The organism is Phycisphaerae bacterium, assembly GCA_035275405.1.
Taxonomy (GTDB): Bacteria; Planctomycetota; Phycisphaerae; order UBA1845; family UTPLA1; genus DATEMU01.
Genome location: DATEMU010000015.1, coordinates 269,450 through 286,403 on the forward strand (window position 1 = coordinate 269,450; position 16,954 = coordinate 286,403).

Annotated in this window: 12 protein-coding genes, 1 tRNA gene and 1 pseudogene; 8 read left to right on the forward strand and 6 right to left on the reverse strand. The window is 60.6% G+C overall.

Annotation, left to right across the window (positions count from 1 at the left end):
• From VJZ71_18880 to VJZ71_18890, 3 genes are all read right to left on the reverse strand, one after another.
• Positions 1 to 387 (reverse strand): acyl carrier protein, encoded by a 387-nt coding sequence (locus tag VJZ71_18880; GenBank protein ID HKQ50149.1) that lies wholly within the window; start codon positions 385 to 387, stop codon positions 1 to 3.
• Between the two features lie 26 nt (positions 388 to 413).
• Positions 414 to 923, reverse strand: coding sequence for a 3-hydroxyacyl-ACP dehydratase FabZ family protein (locus VJZ71_18885; protein ID HKQ50150.1), 510 nt, complete (start codon positions 921 to 923; stop codon positions 414 to 416).
• Positions 924 to 1,184: 261 nt separating this feature from the next.
• Positions 1,185 to 2,081: a prepilin-type N-terminal cleavage/methylation domain-containing protein gene (locus VJZ71_18890; GenBank protein HKQ50151.1), complete on the reverse strand. Its 897-nt coding sequence runs from the start codon at positions 2,079 to 2,081 to the stop codon at positions 1,185 to 1,187.
• Between the two features lie 117 nt (positions 2,082 to 2,198).
• Here VJZ71_18890 and VJZ71_18895 point away from each other — a divergent pair, with 117 nt between their 5' ends.
• The 3 genes and pseudogenes from VJZ71_18895 to VJZ71_18905 all read left to right on the forward strand — a co-directional run bounded on the left by VJZ71_18895 (position 2,199) and on the right by VJZ71_18905 (position 4,157).
• Entirely contained in the window at positions 2,199 to 3,080 is an 882-nt protein-coding gene (locus tag VJZ71_18895) for an SDR family oxidoreductase (GenBank protein HKQ50152.1), read from the forward strand.
• Positions 3,081 to 3,177: 97 nt separating this feature from the next.
• Entirely contained in the window at positions 3,178 to 3,708 is a 531-nt protein-coding gene (locus tag VJZ71_18900; GenBank protein HKQ50153.1) for a MarR family transcriptional regulator, read from the forward strand.
• Between the two features lie 56 nt (positions 3,709 to 3,764).
• Positions 3,765 to 4,157: pseudogene (locus VJZ71_18905) on the forward strand (hypothetical protein).
• Between the two features lie 84 nt (positions 4,158 to 4,241).
• Here VJZ71_18905 and VJZ71_18910 read toward each other — a convergent pair.
• From VJZ71_18910 to VJZ71_18920, 3 genes are all read right to left on the reverse strand, one after another.
• Positions 4,242 to 7,898: a S8 family serine peptidase gene (locus tag VJZ71_18910; GenBank protein HKQ50154.1), complete on the reverse strand. Its 3,657-nt coding sequence runs from the start codon at positions 7,896 to 7,898 to the stop codon at positions 4,242 to 4,244.
• Between the two features lie 214 nt (positions 7,899 to 8,112).
• A complete protein-coding gene (locus VJZ71_18915; protein HKQ50155.1) occupies positions 8,113 to 9,876 on the reverse strand; it encodes a hypothetical protein in 1,764 nt (587 codons plus the stop codon).
• Between the two features lie 10 nt (positions 9,877 to 9,886).
• A complete protein-coding gene (locus tag VJZ71_18920) occupies positions 9,887 to 11,302 on the reverse strand; it encodes a magnesium chelatase (GenBank protein HKQ50156.1) in 1,416 nt (471 codons plus the stop codon).
• A 90-nt stretch (positions 11,303 to 11,392) separates the two neighbouring features.
• Between VJZ71_18920 and VJZ71_18925 the strand changes: the two genes are divergently transcribed.
• The 5 genes from VJZ71_18925 (at position 11,393) to VJZ71_18945 (ending at position 16,928) form a co-directional block, all read left to right on the forward strand.
• Positions 11,393 to 12,271: a deoxyribonuclease IV gene (locus VJZ71_18925; GenBank protein HKQ50157.1), complete on the forward strand. Its 879-nt coding sequence runs from the start codon at positions 11,393 to 11,395 to the stop codon at positions 12,269 to 12,271.
• Between the two features lie 63 nt (positions 12,272 to 12,334).
• Entirely contained in the window at positions 12,335 to 13,180 is an 846-nt protein-coding gene (gene lpxI / locus VJZ71_18930) for a UDP-2,3-diacylglucosamine diphosphatase LpxI (GenBank protein ID HKQ50158.1), read from the forward strand.
• 44 nt (positions 13,181 to 13,224) lie between these two features.
• The gene (locus tag VJZ71_18935) at positions 13,225 to 14,163 is read left to right on the forward strand and encodes an SDR family oxidoreductase (protein ID HKQ50159.1); all 939 of its coding nucleotides are present in this window, start codon (positions 13,225 to 13,227) and stop codon (positions 14,161 to 14,163) included.
• 22 nt (positions 14,164 to 14,185) lie between these two features.
• Positions 14,186 to 16,741, forward strand: a complete 2,556-nt coding sequence (gene glgP / locus VJZ71_18940) for an alpha-glucan family phosphorylase (protein ID HKQ50160.1) — start codon at positions 14,186 to 14,188, stop codon at positions 16,739 to 16,741.
• Positions 16,742 to 16,854: 113 nt separating this feature from the next.
• Positions 16,855 to 16,928: transfer RNA gene (locus VJZ71_18945), tRNA-Asp, on the forward strand.
• Positions 16,929 to 16,954: the final 26 nt, after the last annotated feature.

A 16,954-nucleotide genomic window follows, 5' to 3' on the forward strand; every position in this document is an offset into this window, starting at 1 on the left:
TCACGCCATCTTCGTCGTGACGTAGTTCACAATCGTCTTGACCGTAAAGAGGTTGGGCATCTTGGAGACGTCCGGGTCCTTCTCGAAGCCGGTGAAGTCGGCGTGGGGCATCGCGCTCTTGAGCGTCGCCAGGCCCTTGGCCGTCATCTTGCCGCCCTCGACGTACTCCGGGTTGTTCAGAATGTCGTCGGGGAACAATTCGCCGCGGGGGATCTTGATGGAGAACGTCTTCTCCAACCGAAAGACGATGTCCAGGAAATCGATGGACTCCGCGCCCAGATCGCCGGTCAGCGTGGCCTCTTCCTTGATCTCGTCGTCGTCCACACCCAGCGCGTCCACCAGGACTTCTTTAACTTTGCCAAATACATCCGCTCGACTCATAGCCATAACTCATCGTCCTCCCTGGGACTCTCTTACGGGTTGTGCGCGAGGACGGGGGATCGCGAGAGCGCGTCCGGACCGCCTAGTAGCGCAAACGTCCTTTTCAAACCTTCGACCAGTTTTTCATCCATGTCGGCCATCGAGGCATCGGCATCCGAAAGGTTATAATGCCGCAGCCGCAAACGGGCCTTTACCATTTCATCGTCGCCGCTCCGCCCCGCGGCTTTAAACTCGCTGTCGCGATCGTTGATTTCGAGGGCTTCGACCGTCACTTCGAGCGTTTGGCCCGGTGACACAAAGCTCTTGTAGTTGATGTTCTTCGCCTCTTCGAGGACCACCATGCTGTGGGCGAAATCCTGGGACGCCCGAACGAGCCACGCGGCGGACTGGACCATGGCCTCCAGCATGAGGACGCCCGGCATCACCGGGAACGTGGGGAAGTGGTCCGCAAGGTATTCCTCCGCAAGGGTAAGCGCCTTTCGCGTGACAATCCGCGAAGGGGGCTCCAGCGTCAGGATGCGGTCCACCAGGATAAACTTCATATCCGTTGATCGATGCTCGTTCGGGGGCCTTCGGCAACCGCGCCAGCTTGGCTGATAACCTGCCCGAGGCCGAAGCGGGCATTCACAAACACGGCCGGAGCCAAGGGGTTACAAACCTAAACGCTCCCTTTTACAGGATGGCGGACGTTCCTGCAAGTGCCGTTTAAGGAGGGGCTTGGAAGGATTAAGAAAGCTCGCCACAACTGCTTGAAACGGCGGACGTTGCAGATTCGCGGTGGGTCTCAGGAAAAAGGGGGAAACTTAATCGCAGTTCTTGGGGCTGTCGCAAACAGGGGGCCGCGGGTAACAGTCCATCCGCCACCCATCGCCGCGAAGAATCCAATAGACCTCGCCGCCGTAGGCACTTTGTTCATTCTGGCCGGCCAGGAAAATCGTCGACGCGTGACCGTCCACGAACGACACATTGAATCGGTTGGGTTTTCGATGCCAGCCCATGGTCTGGTGAATCGGCTCGTTCCATTTGGCGACTTCGGTCACCGTCTCCTCGAGGATGACCGTCGCGCCGGTATCGGGTACCTGCGACGAGGGGCGCATGTACGGCCCGTAGAAGTGGTCGTGATACTGTGGGAAGCGGCCGGTGAAATCGATGTGATTATTGAGCCGGTAACTCGTGCCGGTCACCTGAAACGCAGGCTTGTCAATGGCCGCGTCGTTGAAAAAATACTCATCGAAATTGAACGGGGCGGAGGGGATCCCGGTCTCCGTGGGGCATTCGAAAAAGTCCATCGCCGCGTTCTTGCCGGAACGGAAAAGATAGCGGTTGAGCGGACGGCTTTGAGTCGAGTAGGCGGCCGTCGCATAGGGACCAAGGCCGGTCTTTCCGCCGTATTCATAATCGCCGTCGTACCACCGTCGGTCCGCAGTCGGACTAACCGGTGCCGCAAAACCGCGCTCATCGTCGGTGCTGTACGCGGCCATCGCCTGGCCGAGTGATCGGAGATTGGCGATACACTTGACCTTGGTACCTTCCGTCCGCGATGAAGCCAATGCCGGCAGGAGCACGCCCAAGAGTAGGGCGATGATCGCCATGACGACGAGAAGTTCCAAAAGTGTGAAGGCAGTCTGGGTAGACCGGGCCGTCCCCGATGATCGTTGGCGTAGTTTAGACGCACCCGATGGAAGCCCGCCAGAATTCACGGCTCCACCCTTTTCCCGATTCGAGCGTGGCCGAAAGGCCGTCGCTGCTGATAGGTTACCTAATTTTATATCGTGCTGTCAATCATTTCTTGACCATACCTTGTAGGGAACAGTCCCATGGCGGTTGATTGGCTGGTAACAGGGGCCGGCGGACAGCTGGGAAGCGTCCTTTTTCGCCGACTCCTGCACAGGGGGGAATCGGCCGTAGGGACCCTTTCAACAGGGGGACCCGGGCCAACCTCGGGCCCGACCGTTCGGCTGGATTTGACTGATTTTGGGGCCTTGGAGCGCCTGGTAGGTCAGGCCCAACCGCGAGTCATTGTCCACACCGCCGCCGTGACCAGCGTCGACCAGGCCTGGAAGGCTCCGGCCGTCGCCCGACGGACGAACATCGACGTTACCAGTGAGCTGGCCCGTTTGGCGACAGATATGGGGTGCCGGTTGGTGTTTCTTTCCACCGACCTCGTCTTTGACGGGACGAGCGCGCCATACGCTGAGGACGCTGACATCGCTCCGTTGTCGGTCTATAGCCAAACGAAGGCCGAGGCGGAAAAGGCCGTTCGGGCGTGCCCCAGCGGATTGGTGATTCGGCCAGCCCTGATGTACGGCGTTCCCGCAGTGGGGCGTCCAACGACCTTTCTTAGCCAGCTTGAGGCCCTACGCACCGGTCAGCCGCTTCGCCTGTTCGAGGACGAATACCGGACGCCCCTCTGGTTGGAGGATGCCGCGGCCGCCTGTATCGAAGCCGGGCGTTCGGAAATCACAGGCGTTTTGCACGTGGCGGGGCCCGAACGGCTTTCCCGCTTGGAGATGGGGCTGGCGATGGCCCAGGCGCTGGGTGTCAAAGTGAACCATGTCGTGGCCATCCGACAGACTGAATTGGCGACGCCCGAGCCCCGACCGGCGGATGTCAGCCTCGATTGTCGCCTCTATTCGCAACTCTTCGGGCATCCCCCCGGACGACCGATGGCTCAAGCGTTACTGAAAATCACTCCATAAGCCGCTTTTTCCACAGTTTTCAAAAAAATCGGCACGACTTGACAGTCAACGCATTATACTGTATATTCTGTACAGACAGAAATAAGAGAAACCAACCATGAAGCTCAGCCCGATTTGCCGTGATTTCGTCCTCCACTGGGGGGAGATGGGAACCCGTTGGGGAATCAACCGGACCGTGGCCCAGATCCACGCCCTGCTCTACCTGTCGCCCGAGCCGCTGAGCGCCGAGCAGATCGTCGAGGCCCTCGGGGTGGCCCGGTCAAACGTCTCGAACAGCCTCCGGGAGCTTCAAGGTTGGGGAATCGTCCGCATCGTCCACGTCATGGGCGACCGCCGGGATCACTACGAGTCGCTCAAAGACGTCTGGGAAATGTTCCAGATCATCCTCGACGAGCGCAAGAAGCGGGAGACGGATCCGACGTTGGCCATGTTGCGCGAACTGACCGGCCGGACAAAAAAGGGCGCCGCCGCGAAATCCTACGAACAGGAGCGGCTGGAGGAGATGCTGGCGTTCTTCGAAACGATGACGAGCTGGTACGCCCAAATCCGCCGCCTGCCGACCGGCGCGGTGATCAAGTTCGTGAAGATGGGGGACAAGGTGCGGAAGCTGCTGGGAGCAACATCGTGAACGAGCGTTTTTCAAGGTATTGCGGTTGATTCGCCCGAAAGGAGACACACATCATGTTCACTGTCTGGACCCATCTTATCTACCTGTCAGTCAGTATTGTTGTCACCATCTGGGTGGCACGAACACTACACAAGAATGGTCGTATCTTTTTGGTGGATGCCTTTGGCGGCAACGAGTCGTTGGCCGACTCTGTGAACCACCTCTTAGTAGTGGGGTTCTATTTGATCAACGTGGGCTACGTAGCCCTGGCTTTGAAATACGGCGAAAAGCCCACAAACTTGGTTGAAGCGATTGAGTTCTTCAGCACGAAGATCGGCATGGTCTTGCTCGTTCTAGGCGTGATGCACTTTCTCAACATCTGGGGCTTCTCAAAGGCAAGAAAGCACATGGTCGATTCGCAAATTGAGACTGCAAAAGCCAGGAACGGCTTGTTGGCGAGTGACCTGTAAATGAATGGTCCCATAGCAGGCGCATGAAAAAGCGGCGCGGGGTCTGACGAACCGCGCCGCTTGAAACTATCGGTTCGCCAATACCTACGGGCAAGTGCCGTTGAGCAGACAATCGACAAACAGCGTCTGATCGTTCTGGCTCAGGTCGCCGCTCATGTCCATGTCCGCGCAGCCGCAGCCGGGGGCGAAGGCGTTGTTGCCGATCAGGCAGTTGGTAAACGCGGCGATATCCGCTCCGTCCCGTGTCGTGCTGCCGTTCATATCGCCGCGGAGGTTGCCGCACTGCGGTGTGAACCAGTCGAGTACCCGCTGCATGACCGCCTCACGACCGGCCGGCGTGGGGATCGCCTCCCAGGGATAGCCAAAGAAGACCGTTCGGTAGGCGCCGCTGTCCTTGGAAATGGCCGCTTGGGGCGGTGTGCCGGCATTCCCACTGAAGGCCAGCAGCGCCGTTTCATTCGGGCTGATTCGATCACTGAAATTGGCGAAGGGATAGCTGAGCGTGTACGGGCCGAGGCCGCTGAACACATTCTGGCCGGTCACGGTCGTCTGAGTGATGTCGTTCTGCCCCGGGCTGGCCATGCCCAGGTACATCTGCATAAACAACGTGGGGACGCCGCTGGGCGAGTCGCGATCGTAGAGATAATCCTGGCTGACCATCCACAGCCGCTTGCCGGAACTGAGCCAGGTGCCCAGGGCACTTTCTCCCGCCGCGCCGGGACCACAGAAGCCGCCGAACTCATCGCCGGTGAACCAGATCACAATCTTGTACGGACTTAGCTCCGCGGCGGAAGGCTCGGTGTCGGTGTTGTTAGTGTTCCAGACGTCATAGCTCTTCCCCAGGGCGTTCAGGGCTGTCGTGTAATAGCTGCGAACGTCGGGCGAATTGTCGTCATCGTCTACCAGAAGAATCGGAGGGATGGCGCGGGTCGTGAAACTGAAGACCGCCGAACCCGGCCCTGTTCCGCAGGTGTTGGTCGCGCGAATCCGCCAGTAATGCGTGGTGAACATGGCCAGATCGCTGGCCGGAGTAAACGCCGGCGAAGTAAGGCCACTGGCGCTCTGCACGATTGAACCAAAGCCGGCGTCCGTGGCGATTTCAATGGTATAGGTCGCGGCCTGGGTGGCGGCGGTCCACGTAAAGTTCGGTCGAAGGGTTTGGTTGGTGTCGCCGTTTGGTGGCGTTAGCAGCGTTGAGATTCCCGGCGAGGCGGTGAACAGGTTTAGTCGCACTGTTGAGGACCGCATGGTCGGTCCGGACGTCCCCGTCACCAGAATGTCGTACGAACCCGCGGACGCCGCGCCGGTGTTGGAGATCGTCATCGTCGTCGAATCGGGTGGAGTGATGGGGTTGGTTCCAAAACCGGCCGTAGTGCCGGCGGGATGTCCGCTGGCACTGAGTGTCACGGCGTCAGAAAAACCGAGAATCGAGCCGACATCGACCTTGTAAACCGCGTCGTCCGGAGCGCACACCGACTGCGGAGTCGGCGTCACAGCAAGTGTGAAGGTCGGGTCCTGGGCGCAGTTGTAGCATACGATCGCGAAGTCCTGGTCCGTCGCATCCCCGGAATTGGGCACACCATCGGAGTTGATATTCGCTGCCGAAACCCTAATCGTGTAGGCATTCGGCGCCGTCGGCCCGATGAACACCCCTTCGGTGTTGTTTCGATCATCGGCCGAGCCGCCGGTGGTCGACCATCCGTTCACGTCGAAAACGTTCCCCCGATAGGTGTTGGCGCCATCTACGACGGTCAAATCAAGGTTGTTATTCCACGCGGGACTGCTGCCACCCAGACCGTGTCCGGGAGCATCGGTCCATACCAGCATGATGCGGATGGGTTTGGAGGGGTCCTCCGCGGACACATTACGGACCCATTCTTCGCCCGTGTTGTTGAAGACGACCGGGTTATCAATGTACTGCACTGCATTCGCCGGATCAACGACCGCTTCGAGGTCCATGCGTCCCCAGCCCTGCTTGTTGTCAAAAACGTGACCCAGCGTGCCTCCGTCGGCGTCGAGATGACCGGCAAGATCGCGGGCGATGGCGAGAAATGCGGCCTTCACGAGCGCGGGGCTTGGGTCCGTCGTGTAATCGGGAAGGCCGCGGTAGTACTCAATGAAAAGCGCGACCGCACCGGAAACGTGCGGCGAGGCCATGCTGGTGCCGCAATTCAGCCCGTATGAGTTGGTGGGAACCGTGGAATCCACGTAACAACCCGGGGCGACCATGTGCGGAATCTTGCGCCCGTCCAGGGCCGGTCCGTGAGCGGAGTTCGACGACAGGTCGTCGATCTCCAGGATCTGCGTCCCGCCGCTGGTCTGCATTTTGGTCGAGCCGATGGTGAAAATGTTCTTGCCCTCGTCGGGCGAACCCTGGGAGCTGGTGCCGCCGTTGCCGTTCATGAACGAGAGCACGAAGCTGAGCGGCTGATTGCCGGGGGCAACCGGATCCGCATCGCGGACGCCGACGTCGCATTGGCGCGTGTCGTCATCATATCCCTGCGGCGATCCCGCGGGACCCCAACTGTTGCCGGAGAGCGAAGCGCCGTTGTTGTACGAATCGGTCATGAGCAGAAGCATGCCGCCGGGGTTTTGGAACCACGGGCTGTACACCTGCTCAACAAGATTCGCGCCCGGCGCGACGCCCAGGCCGCGCTGGAAGCCGAAGCTGTCGAGGACACCGGAGGTTCCGTCCGCGGCCATGATGCCCGCCGTGTGAGTGCCATGGCTGCTGGAAGTCGCGCTGCACGTGGTGCCGACGCAGACAACAAAGCGGTTGACGAGATTAGTGTGCGTCTCCTGTACGCCGCCGTCGACGTTGGCGATTCGGACCCCTGCGCCGGAGAGGCCGACGCCGGAGAGCCACGTAAGATAGCCAGGAAACGCCTGGTTCGATCCGTTGACGTTGTTGACGTTGACCTGGTTGCTCATCTCGCCGCGCAATCCGCCGTCCGTCGGGATGGGTTGGATGCTGTACACGCCCGCCAGGGCGGCGACATCGAGAAACTTGTCGCCCGGCAACTGAAAGGTGGCGACGTCAAAGGCAGGGTCGGTGGAGGCGATGCCGTCAAGTTTGCCGCCGAGCGCCTTGACCGATTCAACAATCCCTTGGGAACCCGCACCGCGAAAGATCACGACCTTTGTCGCCACCGGCTCGGCGGCCAACGCGCGCCACCGCGGCATGACCTTGTACGCCGGATGAAACTCGCCGGCCCAGCGGACGACGGGAATCGCGAGTTGGTTCGTGACGGCGGTGGATTCCGAATAAATGATATAGGTGTAGGGGTGGAGGTATTGGACGATCTCGGCGCCATCCGCTCGAAGGCGATCCAGCCATTCGCTTTTGGTCGGGCCGACAAACTGAACAAGACGAAACGCCTTGCCGTCGGCGCGGGGCTGCGCCGCCCACGCCGCGGGAAGGGTCGGCGCTTCGTGAAGGGGATCAAAGCGGGATTCCCCCAGGATCAGCGAATACGCCTGCGATTGGTCATGATAAGAGATGCCGGACGATTTCAGCCTGACAAAATCCGCATCTTCAAGTTCGACAAGGGAAAATGAGCCGTAGTCAATCGCCAGACGCGGGGCCAGCGCCAGGCGGGCGGCGTCACTCGATGCCTTGGCGTCCAGACGAACGAAACGGCCTCGGGCGGGGATCGTCTGAGGATTCGCTGCGATTACCGGGAAATTGGATGTTAACAGGCCCAAGGCAGAAACAAAGACCGCCCATCGTGATTTCCCCATTGTTGCCCTCCAGCGTTATCGAGCGGCGCCGAAAGCGGTCGTCAGGCCTTTAGGGGCCTGCCGGTCCTCTTTTAGGCGATGCGACGATCCAAACTCTATCGGAGTGGAACGGCCAGCGTCTCAGAACTCCTCACCGCCTCTCAATTATACCAAAAGGCAAAAGAGTAGGAAACTGTTTTATGGGGTCACGGTGAAAAAGCGGGCTGTTCCCTCTTCAGCCGATCAAGAATCGGCGGCGCTGCAGATAATCCCACACCACAAATCGATCGAGTTCGCGGCCGCCCACAAAAAAAACCCGCCCCTGTGTGTTTTCAGACAGGCGATAGGCGAAACGAACATCGTCCTCGGTCTGGCCCCACGAGGACAAAAGAAACGTGTTGATCGTAATGCCTTGCTGCCGGCAGAGCAGGCCCTCGCGCAGCGTAAATGTCTCGGTCCGATGATCCGGCGGATACAGCAGGTAAAGCCAGTTCTTTTCGAAATGTGCTGTAGGCAGTCCGTCGGTGATGAGGATGATCTGGCGGTTGGGAGTGTCCTGGCCCTGTAGGATTTGGCGAGCCAACGCGAGGCCTTGTTGGAGGTTGGTGAAGTGAGGCGGGAGGTCGTGCTCCGTCACTCGTTCGTCGGACAAGTCGGCCTTCAGGCGGACGCGCGAATCGTAGATCGTGACCGGCTTGGGGAGGAGTTGCAGGACCTCGGAAATGTGGCGGCGTTTGGCGAGGGTGTAGATCTCGACGAAGTCCACGAAGTCGCCGGGGTACTCCGTACGGATCAGGCCGTGCAGCGCAAGGGCCATGCGCTTGACGTTAATGTACTGCCCGCCGTAGCGCATCGACCCGCTCATGTCCATGCACACGACCGTGGCGCATTTGGGTGTATTGCGCGTCAGGTGAATCTCGATGTCTTCCGGAAGTACACGCACCTTGCGGGAATCAGCCGCCTCTTTCATTCCGCGGTCCGCATTCCGAATTCCGACTTTTCCTTTCTCACGAATCATCGCATTCATCAGTGAGCCCGGCACATCCATATTCGCCAGGCTGTCGCCGAATTCGTAGGGCTTGGTGCGCTGTAGCTCGACAGCCCCTTCTCCGGTGATCTGCTGCTGGTGACGGCCGGCTTTGGCAGCGGAAAGATCGGCGAAGATGCGGTCGAGGAGCTTTGTCTGGAAAATCTTGAAGGCCTTGGGTGTGAGGCTGTAGCGACCGTCCTGATCCCGCAGGCCCTGCTCTTCCGCGAGGTGCCGGAGCAGCTCTTCGACCTGCCGGCGCATCGCCTCCAGGCTTTCCATCTGTTCTTCGCTGGCAAAGCGGGCCAGCTCATCCATGTTGACGACATACAGTTTGGCGTTCCTGGCCGCTTCTTTGAGTTGCTGGATGAGCCGGTCGATGGTCTCCAGCTCTTCCTTGATCTCCAACGCATTGGGAACCTCCATGGGCTGCCGGCCGGTGAACGGGTACTTGGAGGCCAGCTTCTCAACCTCATACTTCTCGCCAAGCCGCTCGATGATCTGGAGCAGTTGAGAAGCAAAGGCCTGAGGCTCGATCTCCTTCACATCCGCTTGATACCACAGCCGCTCTAAGTCGATGACTTGCTCGTCACGAACGGCGCGGTCGAATTGCTTTTTGAAGTGCGGCGGGACGGACGCGTTTTGCACAATTTGCCGATAAGCCTCGTCGGCCGCGCTTCGCGCACGCGTCGTTTCGTAGGTCTCGAGGATTCGCCGCCTTCGCTCTTCGAGCATGGCCAGCAGCGAAGAAAGGCTGGGCCCCAGGCCGGCGATCTGCGACGGATCAATCTCGACCGCCTCGGCGAGTTGTTTCGGCGTCAAATCGCCCAGCGACCCATAGGCGAGCATGTGCTCGAACGCGGGTGAAACGAGATCGGGCGCTTCGGCGGCGGGCATCGGGAAGCGCACGGGGTCGTAACCGAGATAGGTATGGACGATTCCGCCGGGCATGAGTGGGTTACGCTGAGTCATCTTGGTGCGTTCATGTTTGGTAGCTCACTCGCCCGTGTTTCACGGAGCGAGAAATCTTCTCATGCGCATGCAGCCCAGCGAGGACGAACTCCACGCAGCTCGCCCGCATCGCGGGATCATCGGAAGGGTTGATCTCAAACGCCTTTTCCCACGCCGGCGGAACACGCTTGAGGCGCTCAGCGTAGGCGTTCGACGGCAGCAGGTCGCCGACCTCGATCTTCACGCCCTTGCCGAAGATGGACGCGATCTCCTCGAACCCGTGTTTGTCGCAATACTCGTCGAACACTTTCTTGATCGAGGTAACTTGCACCGCCTCCAGCACCTGTTCCTCGCTTAGCTGATGGCTGCTCATGAGGTCCAGTTCAAGCTTGCCCATCGACGAGGCGGCAAGGTGGCCGAGGTCGCTGATCCGTGGCACGGCGCCGGGTTCTCCGAGAATCGCGGCCCGCCGCCGCGCACTGGCAATCATCGTGCGATAGTTGGCGATCGAAAATCGCGCACTGACGCCGGAGGCCGCGTCCACGAAATCCGAGTCTCTTGCCTCGATCGTAATCTGCTCGCAGATTTCCTTCATGAACAGCGGCACGCGCACCGGAAACTGACCGTCAAGCGTCACGCCGGCTTCCTGTTCCATGATGGTGATCCCCGTCTCGCGCTGGCGGGGGTAATGGGTACGAATCAATGAGCCGATTCGGTCTTTCAATTGCGGAATGACCTTGCCGCTGCGGTTGTACGTCGCGGGGTTGGCCGAGAAGAGAATGACGATGTCCAGATCGAAGCGGATCGGAAAGCCGCGAATCTGCACGTCCCGCTCCTCGAGGATGTTGAAGAGCCCGACCTGCACGAGTTCGTCCAGCTCCGGGACCTCATTCATAGCGAACAGGCCCCGATTCATCCGCGGGATCAGTCCAAAATGCAGAGCCTCCTCGGCCGACATGCTCGTCCCCGCGGCCAGCTTCGACGGGTCGATCTCACCAATGACATCCGCGAATTTGGTACCGGGCGACAGCCGCTCGGCATATCGTGCGTCCCGCGGCCACCACTCAATCGGCGTGCGGTCGCCCTCGGCGGCGATGACTCGCCTTGCAAAGGTGCTGATCGGTTTGAGCGGATCGTCGTGCAACTCGCTACCTGCGACATATGGAATCTCCGGATCGAGCAGCCGAACAAGACCGCGCATAAGCCGGCTCTTGGCCTGCCCTTTTTCGCCAAGAAAGAGCATGTCATGCTTGGCCAGGATGGCGAGGCAAGCCTCGGGAATGACCGTGTCCTCGTAACCAATGATGCCGGGAAACAACTCTTCGTGCGCGGAGAGTTTCCGCAGAAGGTTGTCGTGCAATTCCTGTTTGACAGTTTTGGGCCGCCAGCCCGCCGCGCGAAGCTCGCCGAGAGTCTGGGGCTTATTCTTCGAGTTCCCATCCATCATGCCCCGATTTTAGCCGCTGGCAGCGCGTCACGCATCTCGTAGGCATTGCCGTCGTGCGACTCGGCGACTCGTCACATACAATCCCGGCCCATGGCGGATTCCCCCAAACAACAACGCTTCGGTGCACACATGTCCGTCGCCGGAGGGCTTCACCTTGCCTTCGACCTCGCCGTCCAGGCGGGTTGCGACTGTCTGCAGATCTTCGTAAAGAACCAGCGGCAATGGGTCGCCAAGCCGCTGACCGACGGACAAGCGGCCGAGTTTCGCCAAGCGATGGCGGCCACACGGATCACTCCTGTGGTCGCGCACGCCAGTTACTTGATCAACATGGCCTCGCCCGACGACGCCCTTCGCCAGAAGAGCATCGCGGCGATGATCGATGAACTGACACGCTGCGAGGCCCTCGGTGTGGTTTCGTTAGTGGTGCACCCCGGCGCCCACATGGGCCAGGGTGTCGATGCCGGTATCGCCCGTATCGCCCAATCGCTCGATCAAATCCACGCGGCCACACCCGGCTTCAAAACCACCATCGCATTGGAGGTCACGGCGGGCCAGGGCTCCGCGATTGGCTTTGAAATCGCGCATCTCGGAAGGATCATGGCGGCCTCAAAAGACCCGGGCCGCATACGAACTTGTCTCGACACCTGCCACCTCTTCGCGGCGGGCTATGACCTCTCGGACATCGCCGACTATCAACGGATGACCGACGAACTCGCCGCCTCCGTCCGTTTCGAAAACGTCAGTTGCATACACGCCAACGACTCGAAGGGCGAACGCGGCAGCAGGGTTGACCGGCACGACCACATTACCGAGGGTCGCATCGGCGTGCGTGGCTTCGAGAACATCCTGAACGACGCTCGCCTCGCGGCCGTTCCCAGAATCCTTGAAACACCCAAGGAATCCGACAGAGGCGTTGAGTTTGATCGCTCAAATCTCGAACGCTTGCGGGTTATGATTGCGAAGAAGTAGCGCCGCTTCGCGTGGCCGTTTCTCTGATACAATCCCTGCGAATTCTTCCGATACGTTTGAATAATGACCCCAAGCAACCAAACATTAGGACTCATCGCCGGTGAAGGCGTGTTCCCCGCCATGGTCCTGCGCGGCGCCAAGGAAGCCGGGCTCCGCGTCGTCGTCGTCGGTCTGCACAGTTGTTGTGACGCGCGGCTCTTCACCGACGCCGACGCTTTTTACGAAGCGGGAGTCGCAAGGCTCGGTCGCTGGATTCGCATCTTCCGCAGGGAACAGGCTCACCAGGTCATTATGGCCGGCCGCGTCCGCAAGACCCGTATGCTCGACCGATCCCCCTGGCGACAATGGTTGGCGTACCTGCCGGATTGGACTAGCATCAAGGTCTGGTACTTCGGCGCGAAGGATCGGCGAAACGACAATCTCCTTCGCGCCGTGGCCGACGAGATGCGGCGCAAGGGTGTGGAGTTGATCGATTCAACGGCCTATTGCCGGGACGCGATGGCCGCCGAGGGCGCGCTGGGAAACCTTCGCCTCTCGCCCGCTCAGGCCGCCGACGCCGAGCTGGGATGGTCCATCGCCAAGGAAATGGGCCGCCTGGACATCGGCCAATCGGTCGCGGTCAAGGACAAGGACATCATTGCGATCGAGGCGATCGAGGGCACGGACGCGATGATTGCACGGGCGGGCGAACTGTGCCGATCCGGCGGGTGGACCCTTGTCAAGGTCGCCAAACCGAACCAGGACATGCGTTTCGACGTCCCTACCATCGGCCCCGGCACGATCGAGGGGCTGGCTCGAGCGCGGGCCGCGGCAGTCGTCGTTGAAGCGGGCAAGACGCTGCTCTTGTCTCCCGCGGAGACAATTGCGCTGGCCAATCGGCACGGGATCGCGATAGTAGGACGAATCTAGGGCGGACGTCGTGCAGCGACCGCCCTTCATGAGGACATGGCTCGATGGAATATTTGGTGACGGGTGGAGCGGGCTTTATCGGTTCGCATCTGGTGGAGCGTTTGGTCAAGGACGGCCGCCGCGTGCGCGTCCTGGACAACTTCCTTACCGGCAAGCGCGAGAATCTCGCCCCGTTCGGCAATCAAATCGAACTTTTGGATGGAGACATGGCAGACCCGTCGATCTGCCAGCGTGCATGCCAGGGTGTTCGCGTTGTCCTGCACGAAGCTGCGCTGCCTTCCGTGCCCAAGTCCGTTGCCGATCCGGTCGCCAGCCATCGTTCCAACGTGCAGGGCACCTTCAACATGCTGGTTGCCGCGCGAGACGCAAAGGTCGAGCGGTTTATCTATGCGGGAAGCAGTTCCGCATACGGCGAGTCGGAAGTCCTTCCCAAAGTGGAGACCATCAAGCCCAGCCCGCTGAGTCCTTACGCGGTGCAAAAGCTCACCGGCGAGTACTATTGCACGGCGTTTGCGCGATGCTATGGGATGGCGACGCTCACGATCCGTTACTTCAACGTCTTCGGCCCGCGGCAGGACCCCACGAGCCAATACGCCGCCGCGATTCCTGCCTTCATCACGGCCATCGCCGAAGGTCGCGCACCGACGGTATATGGCGACGGCGAACAGACGCGCGATTTCACGTACATCGACAATATCATCGAAGCCAACCTGCGGGCCGTTAAGACCGAGGTCCGCGGCGAGGTCATCAACGTGGCCTGCGGCGAGTCGATCTCGATCAACGCGATTATCCAGGCCATCAACGCCGAACTGGGAAAAAACATCCGGCCGAATTACGTCCCCCCGAGGCCGGGCGACATCAAGCACTCCTGGGCCGACGTGAAACTGGCTGAGAAGGTGATCGGTTTCCGTCCGATCGTGACGTTTCGCGACGGGTTGCGAAAGGCCATTGACTGGTACACCGGCCGCGGTCGATCGACCTGAGGATTAATAGAATGGAGCGATCATGTATCGCCTGAGAACCTATACCGTGGTGCCGGCGCTCCCCGAGCGACTCGCGCGATTGCGTGAACTGGCCTACAACATCTGGTGGAGCTGGAACGCGGACGCGATGGAACTCTTCCGCCGCCTGAATCCGGACCTCTGGGAGGACATGAACCAGAATCCGGTCAAGATGCTGGCCCACTTGGCGCAGCGTCGCCTGGACCAGGCCGCGGCCGACAAGGCGTATCTGGCCCACATGGATCGCGTCCTCGAATCCTTCGATGCGTACATGAACGGCGAAACGTGGTTCGGCCGAAGTTACGCCGACCTGCGTGATGCGAGAATCGCCTACTTCTCCATGGAATTCGGGCTGCACGAATCGCTGCCGATCTACTCCGGCGGCCTGGGAATACTGGCCGGGGATCACCTCAAGAGCGCCAGCGACCTGGGACTTCCCCTGGTCGGCGTGGGCCTGCTTTATCGCCAGGGCTATTTCCATCAGCGGCTTTCGAGCGACGGCTGGCAATTGGAGGAATATCCCTCGTTCGACTTTTACCAGGCTCCCATCACGCCGGTAAAAAAAGAAAATGGAGAATTCCTGACGGTCGCGCTGCCGATCGCGGATCGCTCGGTAATCGCCAACGTCTGGCGCGTGCAGGTCGGAAGGGTTCCGCTCTTTTTGCTCGACGCGGACGTGAAGGAGAATGACCCGCGGGATCGCGAGATCACGTTCCGGTTGTACGGCGGCGATGAGGAAACGCGAATCCGCCAGGAGGTGCTATTGGGCATCGGGGGGCTTCGCGCCTTGTCGCAAATCGGGATGCTGCCCGATGTCTGCCACATGAACGAAGGGCACGCGGCCTTCCTCGCCTTGGAGCGAATCCGTCAGCGTACGGAGAAGGACGGCCTGAGCTTCGCCGAAGCCCGCGAGGCCGTGAACGCAAGTCTGGTATTCACAACGCACACGCCAGTGCCGGCGGGAATCGATCGCTTCGAGGACGAGTTGGTCACAAAGTACCTGTCGCCCTTTCTGCCCGACGCCGGTCTGAAGCCGGAGGAATTTTTGGCGCTGGGAAAAATCGATGCCTCCGACGCCAAAGAGGAGTTCTGCATGGCGGTAATGGCCCTCCGGCTGGCCGGGGCGGCCAACGGTGTCAGTGCATTGCACGGCCACGTCTCACGAGAAATGTGGCACCGCGTGTGGCCCGGCGCGCCGCGCGACGAGGTGCCCATCACGTCAATTACCAACGGTATTCACACGAATACGTGGATCGCGCCGGAAATGGCGGATCTGCTCGATCGCTACCTCGGTCCGACCTGGGCCGAAAACCCCGTGGATCACGATGTCTGGCGACGCGTGGATGAGATTCCCGACCTCGAGCTTTGGCGGATGCATGAGCGCAAACGGATCGCCCTCGTGGCCTTCGCACGCCGGCGCGTGAAGGAGCAGTTCCGTCGCCGCGGTGCGCCCCCGGCGGAGGTCAAAGCGGCCGACGAGTACCTTGACCCCGAGGCCCTGACCATCGGCTTCGCCCGCCGCTTCGCCCCCTATAAGCGCGGCGCGCTACTGTTCCGCAATCCCCAGCGCCTGTTAAAAATCCTCAGCAGCCCCGAGCGTCCGGTGCAGTTGATCTTTGCCGGCAAGGCGCACCCGCGGGATGACAACGGCAAGGCCGTGATCAAGGAGATCATGTCCAACATCACGCAACCGGAATTCCGCCGTCGAATACTCTTTATCGAGAACTATGACATGACCGTGGCCCGCGCCCTGGTTCAAGGGGCCGACGTCTGGCTCAACAATCCGATCAAGCCGCGCGAAGCCTCCGGTACCAGCGGCATGAAGGTCGCTCCCAACGGCGGCGTCAACCTCTCCGTGCTGGATGGCTGGTGGCCCGAGGCCTTTGACGGCGAGAACGGCTGGGCCATCGACGAGGGCCGGGTTTACGAAGATGCCGCGTACCGCGACCACAGCGAAGGCGAGGCGATTTACGACTTGCTCGAAAAGGAGATCGTCCCGCTATTCTACGATCGCGGCGCGGACGGCCTGCCGCGCGGTTGGCTCGGCCGAATGAAGGCCTCCATGCGAACCATTTGCCCCATGTTCAATACCAATCGGATGATCGAGGAATACGCCAACCGGCTCTACGTCCCCGCTGCGCAGCGCTGGCGCCGGCTCTCCTATGACCATTATCAACGGGCCAAAGACCTGGCCCGTTGGAAACACGACGTGGGCGCCCATTGGGCCAAGGTCAAGGTGGAGGAAGTCCAATCCAATAGCGGCGATGAGATGCCCGTCGGATCGACGGTCAGCGTCCGCGCCAGGGTCCATCTCGGCGACGTCAAGCCGGACGACGTGGCCGTCGAGCTGTATCACGGTCGCGTCGACGCCCATGGCCATCTCGTCGAGGGCGCCAGCGAAGCAATGTCCTGCCGCGACCACATCGAGAATGGCACGTACTGGTTTAACGGCGAGGTGCCGTGCCATCGCAGCGGTCAGCACGGCTACGCGGTCCGCATCGTCCCCCGCCACCCGGACCTGACGCACCGGTTTGACACGGGATTGATCCTGTGGAGTTGACGGGATCGTGATCGGTTTTTTCTGCCCGACGCGCTCCGCTTGACACTCAAATCGCCGCGCTATACTTTCCTTCCCTCACGGCCACGAATATCGTGGCCGTTTGCCTCTTCATTGGGGCTGTAGCTCAATTGGTTAGAGCGCCGGCCTGTCACGCCGGAGGTTGCGGGTTCGAGTCCCGTCAGCCTCGATCCACCCACTTTCCCGCGTGAGCGT